This is a genomic window from Nocardia sp. NPDC047038 (assembly GCF_040644075.1).
GTDB lineage: Bacteria > Actinomycetota > Actinomycetes > Mycobacteriales > Mycobacteriaceae > Nocardia > Nocardia sichangensis.
This window is the reverse complement of record NZ_JBEYVQ010000001.1, coordinates 500467-518161: the sequence shown is the minus strand read 5'-3', so window position 1 is coordinate 518161 and position 17695 is coordinate 500467. Positions and strand designations below refer to the sequence as shown.

Below are 17695 nucleotides of genomic sequence, written 5' to 3'. Positions count from 1 at the left end.
GGTAAACCCACTTTGGGCAAGAGTCTATGTGCCACGCCAAAATTCATGTGGTTTAGCACACGTCCAGCTACCGCAACTCCGGGTGTCCAGCTAACCGGCGGGGGTGATTACGTCTGCGAAATATGTGCAGGCAGGGTAGTGGGTTTCCATGTTGGCCTTGCCTTTTCGAACCGGGCGATCGCGTCCTCCCGGCGCAGCGTCAGGCCGATGTCATCCAATCCTTCCAGCAGACGCCACCTGGTGTAGTCATCAATATCGAACGGCAACACGACGGTTCCGGCCGTCACCGTGCGCGCCTCGAGGTCCACAACCAATTCCAAGCCGGGCTGTTCCTCGAGCAACTTCCAGAGCATTTCGACATCGTTCTGTGACATCTGAGCGGCGACCAGACCGCCCTTGCCCGCATTGCCGCGGAAGATGTCGGCGAACCGGGATGAGATGACCACCCGAAAGCCGTAGTCCGACAGCGCCCAAACGGCGTGCTCACGCGACGATCCCGTACCGAAATCCGGACCCGCCACCAAGACACTACCCCTGTTGTAAGGCGCGATGTTCAGAATGAAGTCGGGATCGGTGCGCCATGCGGCGAACAACCCGTCCTCGAATCCGGTCCGCGTCACCCGCTTGAGGTAGACCGCCGGGATGATCTGATCGGTATCGACATTGGAGCGGCGCAGCGGCACCCCGATGCCCTTGTGCACAGTGAAGGCTTCCATAACGAATCTCCTGGGTTTGATTGAGGGAATCGGGGCCGGTCAGTCCAGATCCGCAGGCGATGACAGAGTTCCACGGACCGCCGTCGCGGCCGCTACGAGGGGAGAAACGAGGTGCGTACGGCCGCCTTTGCCCTGCCTGCCCTCGAAGTTGCGGTTCGAGGTGGACGCGCAACGCTGGCCCGGCTCGAGCTGGTCCGGATTCATTCCCAGGCACATTGAGCAGCCTGCTTGCCGCCATTCGGCGCCCGCCGCAGTGAAAATCTCCCCGAGTCCTTCTTTTTCCGCCTGTGCGCGAACCCGCATCGAGCCCGGTACAACCAGCATTCGCACGCCGTCGGCGACATGACGTCCCTTCAAAATCCCGGCCACCGCACGCAAATCTTCAATGCGTCCGTTGGTGCACGAGCCGACGAATACGGTGTCGATCGGCACTTGTCGAAGCGGAGTACCCGGCTCCAAGTCCATGTAACGCAGAGCTTTCTCCGCGGACTCGCGAGCCACCTCGTCGGCGATGGCGGCGGGGTCGGGCACCGCCTCGCCCAGCGGGGCGCCTTGACCCGGGTTGGTGCCCCAGGTGACGAACGGAGTCAGCTCGGAGGCGTCGATGTGCACCTCGGCGTCGAAAACAGCGCCCTCGTCGGTCTTCAGCGCCTCCCAGGCGGCCACCGCGGCGTCCCAATCGGCTCCCTGCGGCGCGTGCGGCCGTCCTTTGAGGAATTCGTAGGTGGTCTCGTCCGGCGCGATCATGCCTGCCCGCGCGCCCGCTTCGATGGACATGTTGCAGATCGTCATTCGGGCCTCCATCGACATGGCCCGGATGGCCTCGCCGCGGTACTCCAGGACGTAGCCCTGTCCGCCGCCGGTGCCGATCTTCGCGATGACGGCCAGGATCAGGTCCTTGCTCGTCACGCCGGGCGGCATGACGCCGTCCACCGTGATCGCCATCGTCTTGAACGGGCGCAGCGAGAGGGTCTGGGTGGCAAGCACATGCTCCACCTCGGAGGTGCCGATGCCCATCGCCAGCGCCCCGAACGCGCCGTGCGTCGAGGTGTGGCTGTCGCCGCAGACCACGGTCGTGCCCGGCTGGGTCAGGCCCAGCTGCGGCCCGACCACGTGCACGATGCCCTGGTCCAGGTCGCCCATCGGATGCAGCCGCACACCGAATTCCGCGCAGTTGCGCCGCAGCGTCTCCACCTGGGTGCGCGAAATCGGGTCGGCGATCGGCTTGTCGATATCGATCGTCGGAACGTTGTGGTCCTCGGTCGCGATCGTGAGATCGGGCCGTCGCACCGGCCTGCCCGCCGCGCGCAGTCCGTCGAAGGCCTGCGGGCTGGTCACCTCGTGGACGAGATGCAGGTCGATGTAGATCAGGTCCGGTTCGCGCGAGGCACCCTCGCCCTCCCCGCGAGCGACGACGTGCTGGTCCCATACCTTCTCGGCCAGCGTGCGCGGTTCGGCCATTGTCGATCACCTTTCGGACGAAGCAGCCGTTCCGCGATCTGGACTCCGACGCGGCGACGGTTGCACAAGTTGGGATAGCTGCGCCTGGTCCGAACGCTGAGAGGAAGGATCCGTGGAGGTGGATTTCTCAACATCCGAGACGCTAGTATCGTTCTATGAGACAGCATAGCGGCATCGGCGTCCTCGACAAAGCAGTGGCGGTCCTGTACGCCGTAGCCGAGCATCCCTCGGGTCTCAACGAGCTGTGCGCGCGCACCGGTCTACCCCGCGCCACCGCACACCGTCTCGCCGTCGGCTTGGAAGTGCATCGCCTGCTCGCGCGCGACAGCAACGGCACCTGGCGGCCGGGGCCGGCCCTCGCCGAGCTCGCGACCAGCGCGAACGATCCACTGCTCGAGGCCGCGTCGGCCATCCTCCCCCGGCTGCGCGAGATCACCGGCGAGAGCGTCCAGCTGTACTGCCGCGACGGCAACGCCCGCGTCTGCGTCGCGGCGCTGGAACCTCCCGTGGGACTGCGCGACACCGTGCCGATCGGGGCGCGGCTGCCGCTCACCGCGGGGTCGGCGGCCAAAGTACTGCTGGCGTGGGCCGACCCGGAACTACAGCGCACCATCCTGGCCGACGCGGTGTTCGGCGAACGCGCGCTGGCCGAGGTGCGCAAGCGCGGGTGGGCGCAGAGCGCGGCCGAGCGTGCGGCAGGCGTGGCCAGCGTCTCCGCGCCGGTGCGCGACGCGGGCGGCGCCGTGGTCGCGGCCGTGTCGGTGTCGGGACCGATCGATCGGATGGGCCGCAGGCCGGGCGCGCGGTGGGCGGCGGATCTGGTCGCGGCGGCCGAGGCGCTGCACAAGCGCCTGTAACCTGTTTCAGTCCGGACTCTCTAGAGTTGCCCCATGGGAGTCAATCAACGGGCACAGATCGTGATGTCCGACACCGAGATCACCGAGTTCCTGCAGCGCAGCCGGATCGCGACGCTGGCGACCATCGGACCGAAGGGCACGCCGCACCTGACCGCGATGTGGTACGCGCTCATCGACGGCGAGATCTGGTTCGAGACCAAGGCCAAATCGCAGAAGGCGGTGAACCTGCGCCGCGATCCTCGGGTCACCTGCATGGTCGAGGCGGGCGACACCTACGACCAACTCCGGGGCGTCTCGATCGAGGGCCGCGCCGAGATCATCGATGACGCCGAGAAACTCTTCGCCGTCGGCGTGAGCGTATGGGAGCGCTACACCGGCCCCTACAACGAGGAATTGCGCCCGATGGTCGAAGCCATGCTGAACAAGCGGGTCGCCGTGCGCGTCGTGCCGGAGCGCACGCGCAGCTGGGATCATCGCAAGCTCGGCCTTCCGGCGATGCCGCTGGGCGGCAGTACCGCGCAGGCACTCGACTGACCGGCCCGAACGCGATCGGGCCGCGCGACGCGCGCGAAATCCAACTGACACAACCGCCTCGCACGGGCTAGCGTCGGGTGTTCGACAGCAATCGGCCGGGCACCGCCGCCCGCGAGGACGCGGCGCGCGGCCGCGACGACGAGGAGCAGCGATGGCGGATTCGGGTAAGTCCAACGGCGCCGACGAGGTGAAGCGCAAGTTCCGGGAAGCACTGGAGCGCAAGAACCAGCAGAACGCCCGCGCGGCCGACCACCTCGACGGACGGTCGAAGGCGTCCTCGGCGCACTCCGCGGTCGGCCACAAGCGGGAATTCCGGCGCAAGAGCGGATAGTCCGCACAGTCGGCGAAAGCCCTCCAGCAAGATCGCTGGAGGGCCTTTCTTTTGCCGCTCTCCCCTGCGACCGGCGCGGCCCGGCGGCCGATTTGCGTCCATCCCCCGCGACCGGCGCGGCCCGGCGGCCGATTTGCGTCCGTCCCCCGCGACCGGCGCGGCCCGGCGGCCGATTTGCGTCCATCCGCTGCCACCGGCACGGCCCGGCGGCCGATTTGCGTCCATCCCCCGCGACCGGCACGGCCCGGCGGCCGATTTGCGTCCATCCGCTGCCACCGGCGCAGCCGGGCCGTTCATTTGCCCCCATCTCCCGCGAACGGCTCGGCTGGACTGCCGGACTCACCGGGACGGCTCGAACAGTCCCGCACCGGGAAGACCCGGCACGGGCAGTTCGGCGCCACCGCCGCACTGCCCGATCTGCCGGTGGGCGATCCTGACCGTCCGCACAGGCGGCTCCGACGCTCTCTGCCGTGCGATCCAGGTCATTGCGGATCGAGACTCGGGCCGACTGCCGCAGCATGCGAATCGGTCCACACGAGCACGTCGCATGGGATGCCGCGCTGCCTTCGATGACTCGGCGGGGTTCCCACGGTGGGACGGGACCATAGCTGGTACCCGCCGAACACCTGGATCATGGCCCCTTCATACGGAGCCGGACAGTGCCCACGGGGTCCAGCGCGAACCCGATCGGCCGAGAGTGAGATACGGCACAGTCAGTAGTTCAGGTGAGGTACCACCAAAGACAGGCCGAGCTTCCGAAGAGATCCGCCGCCCGGCTAGGCCCGGATCCGCCACTGACCACACCACCGGACCACGACCATCCAGGCGCGGCGAAGCCCTCACGGGGGTCCGGGGCGAAGCCCTCCGGCGGGGCGTGGGGGTTGCACCCCACAAGACACTGCGAAACGAGAAAGGCCCATGCTCCATGAGCATGGGCCTTCCATTCGTGTAGCCCCGACGGGATTCGAACCCGCGCTACCGCCTTGAGAGGGCGGCGTCCTAGGCCGCTAGACGACGGGGCCAGGACTGCTTCTCACTGTCGCGAGGAGCGCCGTGGTTGATCTTTCGATCAGGAGGCTCGGCTAGTTTATCTGGCCGAGGCCCGGCGACCAAATCGCCAGGTGCTGAGGGATTTCGGCCGCGAACCGAAGTCTTACAACACACTCCGCTGGGGTACCAGGACTCGAACCTAGAATGGCTGAACCAGAATCAGCTGTGTTGCCAATTACACCATACCCCAATGACCAGGTCGTTCAGCCTCGCGTCTGGGTGACTCGAGACCGTGTTCCGGGCCGAGAAGAAGAGTACCAAACGGCTACGGGTTAACTACAAATCGCCTGGTCAAAGCCATATTTTCAGCCTTCGGAGCCGGTCTGGGCGGTCTCCTTCCAGTCCAGCGCCGCGCGCAGCCGGTCCAAGGTGAGGTCGCGGCCGAGCAGTTCCAAGGATTCGTACAGCGGCGGGCTGATATGCGATCCGGTGATCGCGACCCGCACCGGAGCGAAGGCTTTGCGCGGTTTCAGCCCGAGATCATCGATCAGCGCCTTTTTCAGTGCCGCTTCGATCGCTTCGGTGGTCCACTCGGTCAACGGCTCCACGGCGGTAATAGCCGCCTGCAATACCTGAGCCGCGTCGGGACCGAGATTCTTGGCCCCCGCGGCCGGGTCGATCGCGAACTCCTCCGCTGGTGCGAACAGGAAACGCAGAAGGTCCCAAGCGTCGGACAAGACGACAATCCTGGTCTGCACGAGTTCCGCCGCCGCGGCGAACACTTTTTCATCGATTTCGGCGCCGATATGGCCGTGTCCGGTGAGATACTCCCGCAGCCGGTGGGCAAAATCACCCGGAGCCAGCAATCGGATGTGCTCGGCGTTGAGCGCGTCCGCCTTCTTCTGGTCGAATCGGGCCGGATTCGAATTCACTTTCGAAATGTCGAAGGCCTCGACCATCTCCGCCATGGAGAACACGTCGCGGTCCTCGGACAGGCCCCAGCCGAGTAGCGCGAGATAATTCAGCAAACCCTCGGGGATGAACCCGCGGTCGCGATGGGCGAACAGATTCGACTCCGGATCACGCTTGGACAACTTCTTGTTGCCCTGACCCATCACGAACGGCAGATGGCCGAACTCGGGAGTGAAATCGGCGACCCCGATCCGGCGCAGCGCGGCGTACAGCGCGAGCTGGCGGGGAGTGGAGGAGAGCAGGTCCTCGCCGCGCAGTACGTGGGTGATCCGCATCAGCGCGTCGTCGACGGGGTTGACCAGCGTGTACAGCGGCTGGCCGTTGCCGCGGGTGAGCGCGAAGTCCGGGACGCTGCCGGCCTTGAAGGTGGTCTCCCCGCGCACCAGATCGTTCCAGGACAGGTCTTCTTCTGGCATCCGCAGCCGGACGACGGCGGCGCGCCCCTCGGCCCGGTACGCCTCGATCCGCTCCGGCGTCAGGTCGCGATCGTAGTTGTCGTAACCGAGCTTCGGATCGCGTCCCGCGGCGCGATGACGGGCCTCGACTTCCTCCGGCGTGGAGAACGATTCGTAAGCCTCACCGGCCTCCAGCAAACGCCGAACAACGTCCTGGTGCAGTTCTTTTCGTTGCGACTGGCGATATGGCGCGTAAGGCCCGCCGACCTCCGGCCCCTCGTCCCAGGTGAGGCCGAGCCAGCGCAGCGCGTCGATAATCGCCCGGTAGGATTCCTCGGAATCCCGTGCGGCATCGGTGTCTTCGATTCGAAAGACGAATGCGCCACCGTGGTGGCGGGCGTAGGCCCAGTTGAACAGCGCCGTCCGGATCAGGCCGACGTGCGGCGTCCCGGTCGGTGACGGGCAGAATCGGACCCGTACTTCAGTCATGGCTCTCTTTCGATCAGCGTTTGGCGGCAACGGGATTGGTGAGGGTTCCGATGCCCTCGACGGTCACCGACACCTGCTGGCCCTCCCGCATCGGGCCGACGCCCTCCGGGGTGCCGGTGAGGATGACGTCACCGGGCAGCAGTGTCATCACGGTGGTGATCCACTCGATGAGCTTCGGAATGTCCTGCAGCAGAAGCGAAGTGCGGCTGCGCTGACGCACTTCACCGTCGAGCTCGGTGACGACCTCCAGATCCGAAGGGTCCAGGGAGGTTTCGATCCACGGACCGAGCGGGCAGAACGTGTCGTAGCCCTTGCCCCTGGTCCACTGGCCGTCGTGGCGCTGCTGGTCGCGGGCGGTCACATCGTTGGCGGCGGTGTAACCCAGCACCACGTCCAGCGCGCGGGCGGCGGGCACGTCCTTGCAGGGGCGGCCGATGACGATCGCCAGTTCCCCTTCGTAGTCGACCTGAGATGAACTGGGCGGCAGGATGATCGGGGCGTTCGGCCCCACGATCGCGGTATTCGGCTTGAGGAAGATCACCGGGTCGGCGGGCGCGGGACCACCCATCTCCGCAGCGTGGGCGGCGTAGTTCTTGCCGATGCAGACCACCTTGCTGGCCAGGATCGGCGCGAGCAGCCGTACGTCGGCCAGCGGCCAGCTGCGGCCGGTGAACGTCGGTGTGCCGAACGGGTGTTCCGCGATCTCCTTGGCCACGCTGTCGCTTCCGTCGCCTTCGATGCTGACGAAAGCGACTCCATCGGGACTGGCAACTCGACCTAGACGCATGCCCGGAGTCTATCTACCCACCGTCACCTGCTCGAACGCGCCCGACCGGGTGGTACGGAATCCGCCCGGATCCGGCGACGGCGCGCGCTGTGAGCAGCCCGACAGCCGCAACCGTCGAATCGAGCCGCCGCCGGGTGTACCGTGAGCAGCGAAGTTCACACAATGGGAATTGTATCCCAAATAATGAGATTCCGAGGTGAGGCCGATGGCGACCGTTACGCAGATCGACGAGGTTCGGCGCTGGTCCATGCTCGGTCTCGGCGTGTTCGCCCAGGCCTCCAGCGCGGTCTTCATCCACGGCGTCCCGTTCCTGCTGCCCGCGCTGACCGACCGTGGCTTGCCGCTGGCGACGGCGGGCCTGCTGGTGGCCATGCCCACCGTCGGGCTGGTGTGCACCCTGATCGCGTGGGGTTATCTGGTGGACCGGATCGGCGAACGCAAGGTGCTGGTCGGTGGTCCGCTGCTGATGCTGGCGGCGGGCTGCGCCGCCGCGGCGACGACGAACGACATCGCCCTCGGCGCGCTGCTGTTTCTCGGGGGCGTCGGGGCGGCCAGCACGAACGGCGCGAGCGGCCGGGTGATCGTCGGCTGGTTCCCGCCGCAGCGGCGCGGGCTGGCGATGGGCATCCGGCAGACCGCGCAGCCGCTGGGCGTCGGTGTCGGCGCGCTGGCGATTCCGGCCGTCGCCTCCGCCCACGGTGTACCCGCGGCCATTCTGGTTCCCGCACTCATGGCGGGTGTGGCGGCCATGGGTTGTCTGGCCGGCATCGTGGACCCGCCGCGTCCCGATCGCGCCGCCGCCGATCCGGCGTTGCGCGCCAATCCCTATCGCGACAACGCCATGCTGTGGCGCATCCATCTGGTCTCGGTTCTGCTCGTCGTCCCGCAGGGCACCGTGTGGACGTTCGCGCTGCTGTGGTTGCACCGGGATGTCGGCTGGTCGTTGGCCGCGGCGGGTGCGCTGGTGACCGTCACACAGATCCTCGGCGCGCTTGGCCGCATCGGTGCGGGCGCGTGGTCGGATCGGGTCGGCAGCCGGATGGGCCCGCTGCGCACGGTGGCCGTCGCCGCCGTGCTGTCGATGACCGCGCTGGCGCTGACCGCGTCGACCCACTGGTGGTGGGCCGCCATTCCGCTGCTGATCGCCGCGTCCGTGATCACCGTCTCCGACAACGGCTTGGCCTTCACCGCGGTCGCCGAGATCGCGGGCCCGTACTGGAGCGGCCGGGGCCTCGGCATCCAGAACACCGGGCAGAACCTCGCGATGGCCGCGGTTCCACCCGTGTTCGGCGCCCTGATCACCGCGAGCGGCTTCCCCGCCGCCTTCCTTCTGGCCGCGGTCTCGGCCGTCGCGGCGGTCCCGCTGGTTCCCCGCGACCCCGCCTAGGTTCGCGCGTCGAAGGATTGCCGGGTCCGCGGCACAGGGCCGCACTCCGCATGCAGATCGCCCCGGACGATCTCGACTCGATGTCGGTCGAGCGCGCCGCGGGCGCGGGAGGCCGCCGCGGAATTCGCCCGCCAGGCGGAGTCGCTCTTCGGCACCCACGACGTCTCCCGATCGACGATCGATCGGGCGCTGCGGGAGGCGGAGGACGCGGCCACCTGGTCGGACCACGATGCCGAATCACTGCGCAGGCAGCACGATCTGCGTGTGAACGCGAAAGGCCCCGCTGCCGGAGTGGCAGCGGGGCCTTCCTGCGCGACGGTCAGAGAGTGGCCGCGATGCGGTCGCCGATTTCCACGGTCGACGCAGTGCCGGAGCGAGACTCGAGGTCCTTCGCGACCGCCGACTCGATGCGCGCGGCCTCCTCGGCGTCGCCGAGGTGGTTGAGCAGCAGGGCGACCGAGAGGATCGCCGCGGTCGGGTCGGCCTTGGACTGGCCCGCGATGTCGGGGGCGCTGCCGTGCACCGGCTCGAACATGCTCGGATTCGTGCCGGACGCGTCGATGTTGCCGCTGGCGGCGAGGCCGATGCCACCGCTCACGGCGGCGGCCAGGTCGGTGATGATGTCGCCGAAGAGGTTGTCGGTGACGATCACGTCGAACCGGCCCGGGTCGTTGACCATGTGGATGGTCGCGGCGTCGATGTGCTGGTAAGCCGTTGTGACGTCGGGGAACTCGGCCGCGAGCTCGTCCACCGTGCGCTGCCACAGCGAGCCGGCGAAGGTGAGCACGTTGTTCTTGTGCACCAGCGTCAGGTGCTTGCGCCGGGCCTGCGCCTTGGCGAAGGCGTAGCGCACCACGCGCTCGATGCCGAAGCGAGTGTTGGTGCTGACCTCGGTCGCCACCTCGTGCGGGGTGCCGACGCGGATCGCGCCGCCGGTGCCGGTGTACGGGCCCTCGGTGCCCTCGCGCACGACGACGAAGTCGATGTCAGGGTTGCCGGCCAGCGGGCTGGTCACGCCAGGGAACAGCTTGGACGGCCGCAGGTTCACGTGGTGGTCCAGCGCGAACCGGGTGCGCAGCAACAGGCCGCGTTCGAGCACGCCACTGGGCACCGACGGATCGCCGATCGCGCCGAGCAGGATCGCGTCGTGCTGCTTCAGTTCGGGCAGCACCGAATCCGGGAGGATCTCGCCGGTCGCGTGGTAGCGGCGCGCGCCGAGGTCGTACTCGGTCTTCTCGACGCCTGGCACGACCGCGTCGAGCACCTTGAGCGCCTCGGCGATGACCTCGGGCCCGATCCCGTCGCCCGGGATGACAGCAAGCTTCATGACAAATGCTCCGTTCGATATTGCCGGTCGCGGGCCGCCGCAACGTGCGGCCCGGAGGCGACCGTCGGCGTGCGCACGACATTCCGGCCGGGTGACCGCAGCACCGTCACGGTACTCGGCGCGGCCGGATCGCCGAGCACCGGGCGCGCGGCGGGCCTGCGCGCCGACGAAGAGACCGGCGCCGCGCACGAGTGCTCGTGCGCGGCGCCGATTCCGAGTTCACCGGGGCCGCGCCCCGGATCGGATCAGGACAGGTCGACCTGGACGACCTTGGCCGCGCCGACGGACTCGGCGATCGCGGCCTGGACGTCGGCGGGCACCTCGCGGGCCACGCGCAGCACCACGGTGGCGCCCTCCTTGTCGACGTCCTGGGTCAGCTGCGCGGCCAGGATGTCGACCTCGGCCTCGCCGAGTTTGGTGCCGATCTTGCCCAGCGCGCCCGGCCGGTCGTCGTAGTTCAGGATGGCCAGATTGAGGCCCTCGGCGCGCATGTCGTAGTTGCGCCCGTTGACGTTGACGATCTTCTCCACCAGCTGCGGCTCGGTCAGCGTGCCCGCCACGTTCAGGGTGCTGCCGTCACCGAACACGGCGCGCAGGTCGACGACGCTGCGGTGGCTCGGGCTCTCCGTCGCGGTGGTGACCTCGGCGGTGATGCCACGCTCCTTGGCCAGCGCGGGCGCGTTGACGAAGGTGACCTGGTCCTCGACCAGCGCGGAGAAGATGCCGCGCAGCGCGGACAGCTCCAGTACGCCGACCTCTTGCGCGGCCAGCTCGCCGCGCACCTGCACCTCCACGCTGACCGGCAGCTCGTTGGACAGCGCGCCGAGCAGGGCGCCCTGCTTGCGGACGATGTCCAGCCAGGGGGCGACCTCTTCGCCGACGGCGCCACCGGTGACGTTCACCGCGCCGGGCACGAACTCACCGGCGAGCGCAAGCAGCACCGACTTGGCGACGTCGGTGCCCGCGCGGTCCTGCGCCTCGGAGGTGGAGGCGCCCAGGTGCGGGGTCACCACGACCTGCGGCAGGTCGAACAGCGGGCTGTCGGTGCACGGCTCGGTCTCGAACACGTCCAGGCCCGCGGCGCGCACGTGGCCGGACTTGATGGCCTCGGCCAGGGCGGCCTCGTCGACCAGGCCACCGCGCGCGGCGTTGACGATGATCACGCCGGGCTTGGTCTTGGCGATGGCCTCCTTGCCGATGATGCCCTTGGTCTCCGGGGTCTTCGGCAGGTGGATCGAGATCAGATCGGCACGCTCGAGCAGTTCGTCCAGGCTGAGCAGCTCGATGCCGAGCTGCGCGGCGCGCGCGGGCGACACGTAGGGGTCGTAGGCGACGATCTTGGTCTCGAAGGCGGCCAGTCGCGCGGCGAACAGCTGGCCGATGCGGCCGAGGCCGACGACGCCGACGGTCTTGTCGAAGATCTCGACGCCGTTGAACTTGCTGCGCTGCCAGGTGTGCTCACGCAGGGTGGCGTCCGCGGCCGGGATCTGGCGGGCGGCGGACAGCAAGAGGGTGACCGCGTGCTCGGCGGCGGTGTGAATGTTCGAGGTGGGCGCGTTCACGACCATGACGCCGCGCTCGGTGGCGGCGGGAACGTCGACGTTGTCCAGGCCGACGCCCGCGCGAGCGACGATCTTCAGGTTCTTCCCGGCTTCCAGGACCTCGGCGTCGACCGTGGTCGCCGACCGCACGAGCAGCGCGTCGGCCTCGGGCACCGCGGCCAGCAGGGCCGGGCGGTCCGGTCCGTCCACCCACCGGACCTCGACACCGTCACCGAGCGCGTCGACGGTCGACTGGGCGAGCTTGTCGGCGATCAGAACTACAGGACGGCCTGCTTGGCTCACGTGGAGTACTCCTGGGGAATGGGGTCGGCAATTACCGCCGACCAGCTTAGTGCGCGCGATTTCCGACCCGGCTACCACCTGGTGGGCGGCCGTCGTCAGTCCCGACGCTGGCAAAAATATGCAGACCGGTCTACAGTCACCGCATGGGCGTCAAAGGCACCGAGACTCGCGGCAAACTCGTCGACGCGGCGCGCACGCTGGTGGAGCGGCACGGTTACTACGGCGCAGGGCTCAACCAGATCCTGGCGGCCAGTGGGGCGCCGCGCGGATCGTTGTACTTCCATTTCCCCGGCGGCAAGGACGAATTGGTCGCGGCGGCGGTCGCCCAAGCGGGCAAGGAGATCGCCGCGCTGATCGACACCATCGAGCCCGGCGATGCCGCCGAGGCCGCGAGCAGACTGCTCCGAGCGTTCGGCGACCGGCTGGAAGCATCCGGCTGGCAACAAGGCTGCCCGGTCGCCACCGTCGCCCTGGACGTCGCGGCGGCGAACGATCCGATCCAGGCCGAATGCGCCGCCGCCTACGCCGCTTGGGAGCAGGCGCTGCGGATCCGGCTGCGGGCCGACGGCCGCGACGACGCGGACGATCTGGCGGCGGCGGTGCTCGCGATGGTCGAGGGCGCACTGCTGCTGGCACGTGCGCAGCGAAGCCGTGAACCCTTGGAACGGGTCGAACGCACACTGCGCGCCATGATCTGAGGCCGAATCCGCCGATACCGCAAGAAGTTTTCCATGTCCACAGAATATGTAGACCGGTCTAGTAAGGAGGACGTCATGTCCGACAGCATCGTTTTCGGAGCCGCCGGGTTCCTCGGCCGCAATGCGGTCGCCCGCCTGCTCCAGCAGGGGCATTCCGTCGCCGCCGCATTGCGTGCTGGCAGCGCGGAGCGGCTCACCAGTTGGCTGCGCAGACAAGGCGTGGACGAGAGCGGGTTGGAGATCCTCACCTGTGACGTGACCGCGCCGGACCTCGGCCTGCCCGCCGAGTTCGACGCGTCCGGCGTGCGCGACGTGTACAACTGCGCGGCCCGATTCGCCTTCGGGCTCGCCCCCGAGGACGCGTACGCGGTGAACGTCACCGGGGCGCTGCGGGTGCTGGAATGGGCCGCCGCCCTTCCCGAGTTGCGACGCGTCGTGCACATCACCGGGTACCGGATCACCGTGGAGGAATCCGAGGAGCAGCACTACGAGAACGGCGCGTACGGCGCGTCGAAGTTCGAATCGGATCCGCTGCTGCGCCGCCGGGCGGCGGAACTCGGCGTCGCGCTGACCATCGCGAACCCGAGCAGCGTCATCGGCCCCGGTCAATACATCGGGCTGCCGAGCGTCGTCGAGGATCTGTGGAACGGGCGGCTTCCGGCTCTCCCCGGCGGGCCCGAGACCTTCGTGCCCATCGTGGATCTGGACTACTTCACGGATTTCTTGATCAGCCTGCCCACGCTGCCCGATACCGCGGGCCGGTCCTACACGGTTCTGGATGATCGGACTCCCGTGCTGCCGAAACTTGTTCGGCTACTGGCGGATCACCTGGGCGTCCGCGCGCCCCGGTTCTCGATTCCGGTCGGCGTCATCTCGAAGCTTCCGCCCGCACTCACCGGCGCCGACCCGGAGACGCTCAGCTTCATCGCCGACGACCGCTACGACACATCGGCGGCGCTGGAAGTGGCGCGCCGGGCCGGGCTCACCATGCCGCCGACCGAGGCGACCCTCCTGGGCTGGGCCGACCATCTCGTGGCCACCCGGTTCGGCGCGGTGGCCGATGACCCGACAGCCGGTTTCGCCGACGGCGTCTGGGTCGGCGGCGAGCGCGTCCGCCCCGCTTACGTCCTGGTGCACGGCCTTCCGTTGGACGGCGAGTCATGGAACGAGGTGCGCGCGGAGCTGGACGGGCCCAGCCTGGTCGTGGACCTGCCCGGCCTCGGGCGTTCGGCGCCCGGGGATCGTGACGCGGTGCTGCCGGGATTGCTCGCTTCGGTGCACACGCGCCCCGTTCTGGTCGGCCACTCGCTCGGCTGCGGCCCGGTGCTGCGGTACGCGGCGCAGCATCCCGACCGAGTCTCCGGCGTGGTGCTGGTCGCGCCCGCCTTCTTGCAGCCGCGGTCGGGCCGGCTGCTGCGCTCGCCACTCGCGACCGCGGCGATGCGCCGGATCTCGGCGGCGGCCTTGTCGAAACGGCTCGGCGTGCCCGAGAGCGACGCCATCGCGAGCGCGGCGGCGAACCTGCGCAGGCCGGGCGTCGCGGGTCGAACGGTCGGCGCGTTGCGCGAGGCGAGCGCTCCCGCGCGGCGTGCAGAGTTGCGAACTCTGCTGGACCGGATCGACGTGCCGGTGCGGATCATCGCCGGTTCCGACGACCCGGTCACCGCCCCGAACGCGCGAGAGCGGATTTCGATCGAAGGCGCGGGCCACTACCCGCAACTGACCCACCCGACCCAGGTGGCGGCAGAACTCAGCCGGATCTCCGCGGTCGCGGCGCAGGGCTGATCTCGCACTCCGACATCGCGGCGCAAGGCTGATCTCCGACTCCGGCGTCGAGGGCACGGGGCCACACCCACCGCTGACCACGCGGCACGAGGCCGATCCCGACCGCCGACATCCCGGCCGCGCGGCCGATCCCGCCCGTTGCGGGGCGCGGCTTGTCGACGCGCAGCACACGCGGCCGCACTGTGCTTCGACCTTCCCGGCATCGGCGCGGACCTCATCGCGGCGGAACCCGACCACCCCGGCTCGTCCACCAACCGCACACAGCGGCGGGCCCCCACACCACCAGGTGCGGGGGCCCGCTCGGTCACGCCATCGGTCGGCGTGCGACCCGGTCGACTCTGCTCGACCGTTACGTCGGTCAGCGGCCGCCGAAGGAACCCGTCCACAGGGTGTCGACAAGACCGTGCAGCGCGGCGCCGAGGGTGCCGAAAAGACCGTTCAAGGCAGCGCTACCGGTGTCGATGATAACGGGGATCATGGAAATACCTCTTCCTCGAAACTTATCCAGTCGAACTGGCTGACACGGGGCATGTCGGTGCCGGATCGGCGACAGTTACAGAATTCGAATGTTTGGTAATGCAGACCACATATCAATCGAAATGTGACTCACGACACTCATCCCATTGCGAATGAGCTGGGAATCTATACGTTTGTCCAGGTCAAGACACCGAAAGCGCTAGAAGATTTCCCTCGCTAACAGAAGTCGAATGCGACATTCCAGAAAAACTTCGTACGAATCTCGCGCCGCGTCCGGAAAAGAGGCTGCCGAGTGATTCGAGCCACTTCGACAAACCCGGCAATAGAGATACCAAATAACTTTCGAATACGTCGAAGGGGTAGACGGAGAAATGCTCGGCTCCACGTCGGCGGCCCTGTTGTCGATTCGCCGGGCGCCGCGACGGCAGACCGTCAGGATGCCCCGACAGTGACCGATCGCACATCTTCGGACGGCTTGGTGGCCGCGACGGCGCGGGAGAACGCGCGCACCCGCGGTGTCTCGCGATACCGACGCCACACCAGTCCGAGCCGGGACTCGGCGATCCCGGTGACCGGCACGAAGGCCACCGGCCGTCTGCGGTGGGAATCCGCGGTGGGATGACACAGCAACATCGCTCCGCGGCCGGCCGCCACCGCGGCGAGACCTTCTTCCAACGTGCCGACCTCGGGCCCGGAGCGCACCCTTCGACCGCCCGGCGTGACGTCGAGCGCCTGAGCTCTGCGCCAATACTCCGGCGCGGGCGCGCGCACTCCTATCAGTGGAAGAGCGGCGAGTTCCTCTACCGACAGTTCGGCCCGGCCCGCAAGCGGGTGGGCACTGGCCAGCGCGAGCGTCTGCGGCTGCCCCGCGAACACCGAGCCGAGCACGAGATCTCCCTCGCCCATCGGCAGCAGCACGACAGCGGCGTCGACCTCGTCGCGCCGCACCGCACCGAACGGGTCGGCCAGCGGTATCTCGACCAGCTCGGCCGAGCAGTCCGGGTGCCACTGCTGGAACAACTCGACCGCGGCCATCAGGTGATCGTTGCCCGCGCCTTGGAATCCGATGCGCAAGATCCCGTCCGCACCCCGGGCGGCGGCGCGAGCATCGTCGACCGTCGCGCGCAACGCGGCATAGGCGGGCCGCAGCGCGGCGAGGAAATCCGCGCCGAGCGGGGTCAACCGGACGGTGCGACTGGTCCGTTCCACGAGCTGTCCGCCGATGCGCCGCTCCAGCGAGCGCAGTAGCTGGCTCACCCGGCTCTGCGACACATACAGCCGAGCACCGGCCCGCCCGAAGTGCAGTTCCTCGGCGAGCGCAAGAAACGCTTCCAGTTCACGGACCTCCAGCCCACTCATCTGCCTCCCTTCCACGGTCGATGAGTCCAGCTCATAGAACTATGAGACCTTCGCCGTTGTTTCCCCATACCGGGAGCCTTTTGTCTGGAAGACATGACACAGGTTCGAGAAGTCGTTGCTTCGCAGCCGGTTTCGTCGCTACGCGGTTGGCTCGGAGTGGGCGCGGTCGCAGCGGGCACGTTCACGGTGGTCACCGCCGAGATGTTGCCGGTCGGACTGCTCACTCCGATCGGCTCGGCGCTGCGAGTGAGCGAAGGCCGCGCCGGTCTCGCGTTGACGGTGACAGGCCTGGTCGCCGCGCTGGCCGCGCCCTTGGTCACCGCGACGCTGCGCCGAGTCGAGCGCAAGGTGGTGCTGTGCGGATTGCTGGCGCTGCTCGCGCTGGGCAATCTCGGCGCGGCCGCCGCCCCCACCTTCGGCGTGCTGATCGGGGCGCGGGTGCTGGTCGGCGTCGGCATGGGCGGGGTGTGGGCGATCGCGGCGAGCCTGGCCGCGCGGCTGGTGCCCGCGCGATCGGTCGCCGCCGCGACCTCGCTGGTCTTCTCCGGCGTCGCGGTCGCGTCGGTGCTCGGCATTCCGGCGGGAACTTTCTTGGGTGCGCTCGCCGGGTGGCGGATCGCGTTCGTGGCCGCGGCCTGCCTGGCAGTACTGGTGCTCGCGGCTCTGGCGGTGCTGCTGCCGCGTCTGCCCGCGACGGAAACCTTGGCATTGCGTGGCGTGTTGCGACTGTCGCGGCAACCCGGCTTGCGAATCGCCTTGCTCGTTGTCGCCTTCCTGGTAACCGGCCACTTCACCGCCTACACCTATGTGCGGCCTGCGCTCGAGGGAGCGACCGGCGTCGATGCGGAAACGCTCGGTGCGCTGTTGCTCATCTACGGGATCGCCGGTGTCGCAGGCAATTTCGGCGCAGGAGCCGCTGCGGCGCGGGCACCGCGGAAGACCTTGATCGCGATCGGCTCGATTCTCGCCGCGACCACGATCGCCTTGCCTGCGCTGGGCGGCTCCCTGCCGGGGGCTGTCGCGCTGATGATCGTGTGGGGCGTGTCCTACGGCGGGGTCTCGGTGAGCACGCAAAGCTTGGTCTTCGCCGCGGCGCCGCAGGCGAAGGAAGGCGCGTCCGCCCTGTTCGCGGGTGTTTTCAATGCCGCCATCGCGCTGGGGTCGCTGACCGGCGGTCTGGCGGCGGACGCGATCGGCGTGGCCGCCGCCATGTGGCTGGGCGGGACGCTCGCGCTCATGGCCGTGCCGGTCGCCGCGCTCGGAAGGGGCGTGCACCGGTCCTGAAC

Annotated in this window: 14 protein-coding genes and 2 tRNA genes; 7 read left to right on the top strand and 9 right to left on the bottom strand. The window is 68.5% G+C overall.

The genetic code is table 11. The annotated features are described in order from the left end of the window. Nucleotides 1-107: 107 nt before the first annotated feature. Together leuD and leuC are read right to left on the bottom strand one after the other, a co-directional pair. Nucleotides 108-716 carry a 3-isopropylmalate dehydratase small subunit gene (leuD, locus tag ABZ824_RS02470; RefSeq protein WP_356961237.1) on the bottom strand — a complete coding sequence of 203 codons (609 nt, stop codon included), beginning with the start codon at nucleotides 714-716 and terminating at the stop codon, nucleotides 108-110. 39 nt (nucleotides 717-755) lie between these two features. Further along, a complete protein-coding gene (gene leuC / locus ABZ824_RS02465; RefSeq protein ID WP_355069800.1) occupies nucleotides 756-2177 on the bottom strand; it encodes a 3-isopropylmalate dehydratase large subunit in 1422 nt (473 codons plus the stop codon). 155 nt (nucleotides 2178-2332) lie between these two features. Between leuC and ABZ824_RS02460 the strand changes: the two genes are divergently transcribed. From ABZ824_RS02460 to ABZ824_RS02450, 3 genes are all read left to right on the top strand, one after another. Then, the gene (locus ABZ824_RS02460; RefSeq protein ID WP_355069799.1) at nucleotides 2333-3034 is read left to right on the top strand and encodes an IclR family transcriptional regulator; all 702 of its coding nucleotides are present in this window, start codon (nucleotides 2333-2335) and stop codon (nucleotides 3032-3034) included. A 33-nt stretch (nucleotides 3035-3067) separates the two neighbouring features. Then, entirely contained in the window at nucleotides 3068-3568 is a 501-nt protein-coding gene (locus ABZ824_RS02455; RefSeq protein WP_356961235.1) for a PPOX class F420-dependent oxidoreductase, read from the top strand. Between the two features lie 151 nt (nucleotides 3569-3719). Next, nucleotides 3720-3899, top strand: coding sequence for a DUF5302 domain-containing protein (locus ABZ824_RS02450; RefSeq protein ID WP_355069796.1), 180 nt, complete (start codon nucleotides 3720-3722; stop codon nucleotides 3897-3899). 949 nt (nucleotides 3900-4848) lie between these two features. Here the strand turns inward: ABZ824_RS02450 and ABZ824_RS02445 are convergent. The 4 genes from ABZ824_RS02445 to ABZ824_RS02430 form a co-directional block, all read right to left on the bottom strand. Further along, a tRNA-Glu gene (locus ABZ824_RS02445) sits at nucleotides 4849-4921 on the bottom strand. A gap of 146 nt (nucleotides 4922-5067) precedes the next feature. Next, nucleotides 5068-5139: transfer RNA gene (locus ABZ824_RS02440), tRNA-Gln, on the bottom strand. Nucleotides 5140-5254: 115 nt separating this feature from the next. After that, nucleotides 5255-6745, bottom strand: a complete 1491-nt coding sequence (gltX, locus tag ABZ824_RS02435) for a glutamate--tRNA ligase (protein WP_356961234.1) — start codon at nucleotides 6743-6745, stop codon at nucleotides 5255-5257. A 13-nt stretch (nucleotides 6746-6758) separates the two neighbouring features. Further along, complete coding sequence (locus ABZ824_RS02430) at nucleotides 6759-7532, bottom strand: fumarylacetoacetate hydrolase family protein (RefSeq protein WP_356961232.1); 774 nt, start codon at nucleotides 7530-7532, stop codon at nucleotides 6759-6761. A 205-nt stretch (nucleotides 7533-7737) separates the two neighbouring features. On the opposite strand from ABZ824_RS02430, the gene ABZ824_RS02425 reads away from it, so the two are divergent. Then, nucleotides 7738-8919 carry an MFS transporter gene (locus ABZ824_RS02425; RefSeq protein ID WP_355069791.1) on the top strand — a complete coding sequence of 394 codons (1182 nt, stop codon included), beginning with the start codon at nucleotides 7738-7740 and terminating at the stop codon, nucleotides 8917-8919. Nucleotides 8920-9238: 319 nt separating this feature from the next. On the opposite strand, the gene ABZ824_RS02420 is transcribed toward ABZ824_RS02425, so the two are convergent. Both ABZ824_RS02420 and serA read right to left on the bottom strand, forming a co-directional pair. After that, nucleotides 9239-10246, bottom strand: a complete 1008-nt coding sequence (locus ABZ824_RS02420) for a 3-isopropylmalate dehydrogenase (protein WP_356961231.1) — start codon at nucleotides 10244-10246, stop codon at nucleotides 9239-9241. Between the two features lie 245 nt (nucleotides 10247-10491). Further along, nucleotides 10492-12090, bottom strand: a complete 1599-nt coding sequence (gene serA / locus ABZ824_RS02415) for a phosphoglycerate dehydrogenase (RefSeq protein ID WP_355080573.1) — start codon at nucleotides 12088-12090, stop codon at nucleotides 10492-10494. Between the two features lie 143 nt (nucleotides 12091-12233). Between serA and ABZ824_RS02410 the strand changes: the two genes are divergently transcribed. Beyond that, complete coding sequence (locus tag ABZ824_RS02410; protein ID WP_355080575.1) at nucleotides 12234-12788, top strand: TetR/AcrR family transcriptional regulator; 555 nt, start codon at nucleotides 12234-12236, stop codon at nucleotides 12786-12788. A gap of 75 nt (nucleotides 12789-12863) precedes the next feature. After that, complete coding sequence (locus ABZ824_RS02405; protein ID WP_356961229.1) at nucleotides 12864-14573, top strand: alpha/beta fold hydrolase; 1710 nt, start codon at nucleotides 12864-12866, stop codon at nucleotides 14571-14573. 909 nt (nucleotides 14574-15482) lie between these two features. On the opposite strand, the gene ABZ824_RS02400 is transcribed toward ABZ824_RS02405, so the two are convergent. After that, nucleotides 15483-16409: a LysR family transcriptional regulator gene (locus ABZ824_RS02400; RefSeq protein ID WP_355080578.1), complete on the bottom strand. Its 927-nt coding sequence runs from the start codon at nucleotides 16407-16409 to the stop codon at nucleotides 15483-15485. 93 nt (nucleotides 16410-16502) lie between these two features. Here ABZ824_RS02400 and ABZ824_RS02395 point away from each other — a divergent pair, with 93 nt between their 5' ends. Beyond that, the gene (locus ABZ824_RS02395; protein ID WP_356961227.1) at nucleotides 16503-17693 is read left to right on the top strand and encodes an MFS transporter; all 1191 of its coding nucleotides are present in this window, start codon (nucleotides 16503-16505) and stop codon (nucleotides 17691-17693) included. Nucleotides 17694-17695: the final 2 nt, after the last annotated feature.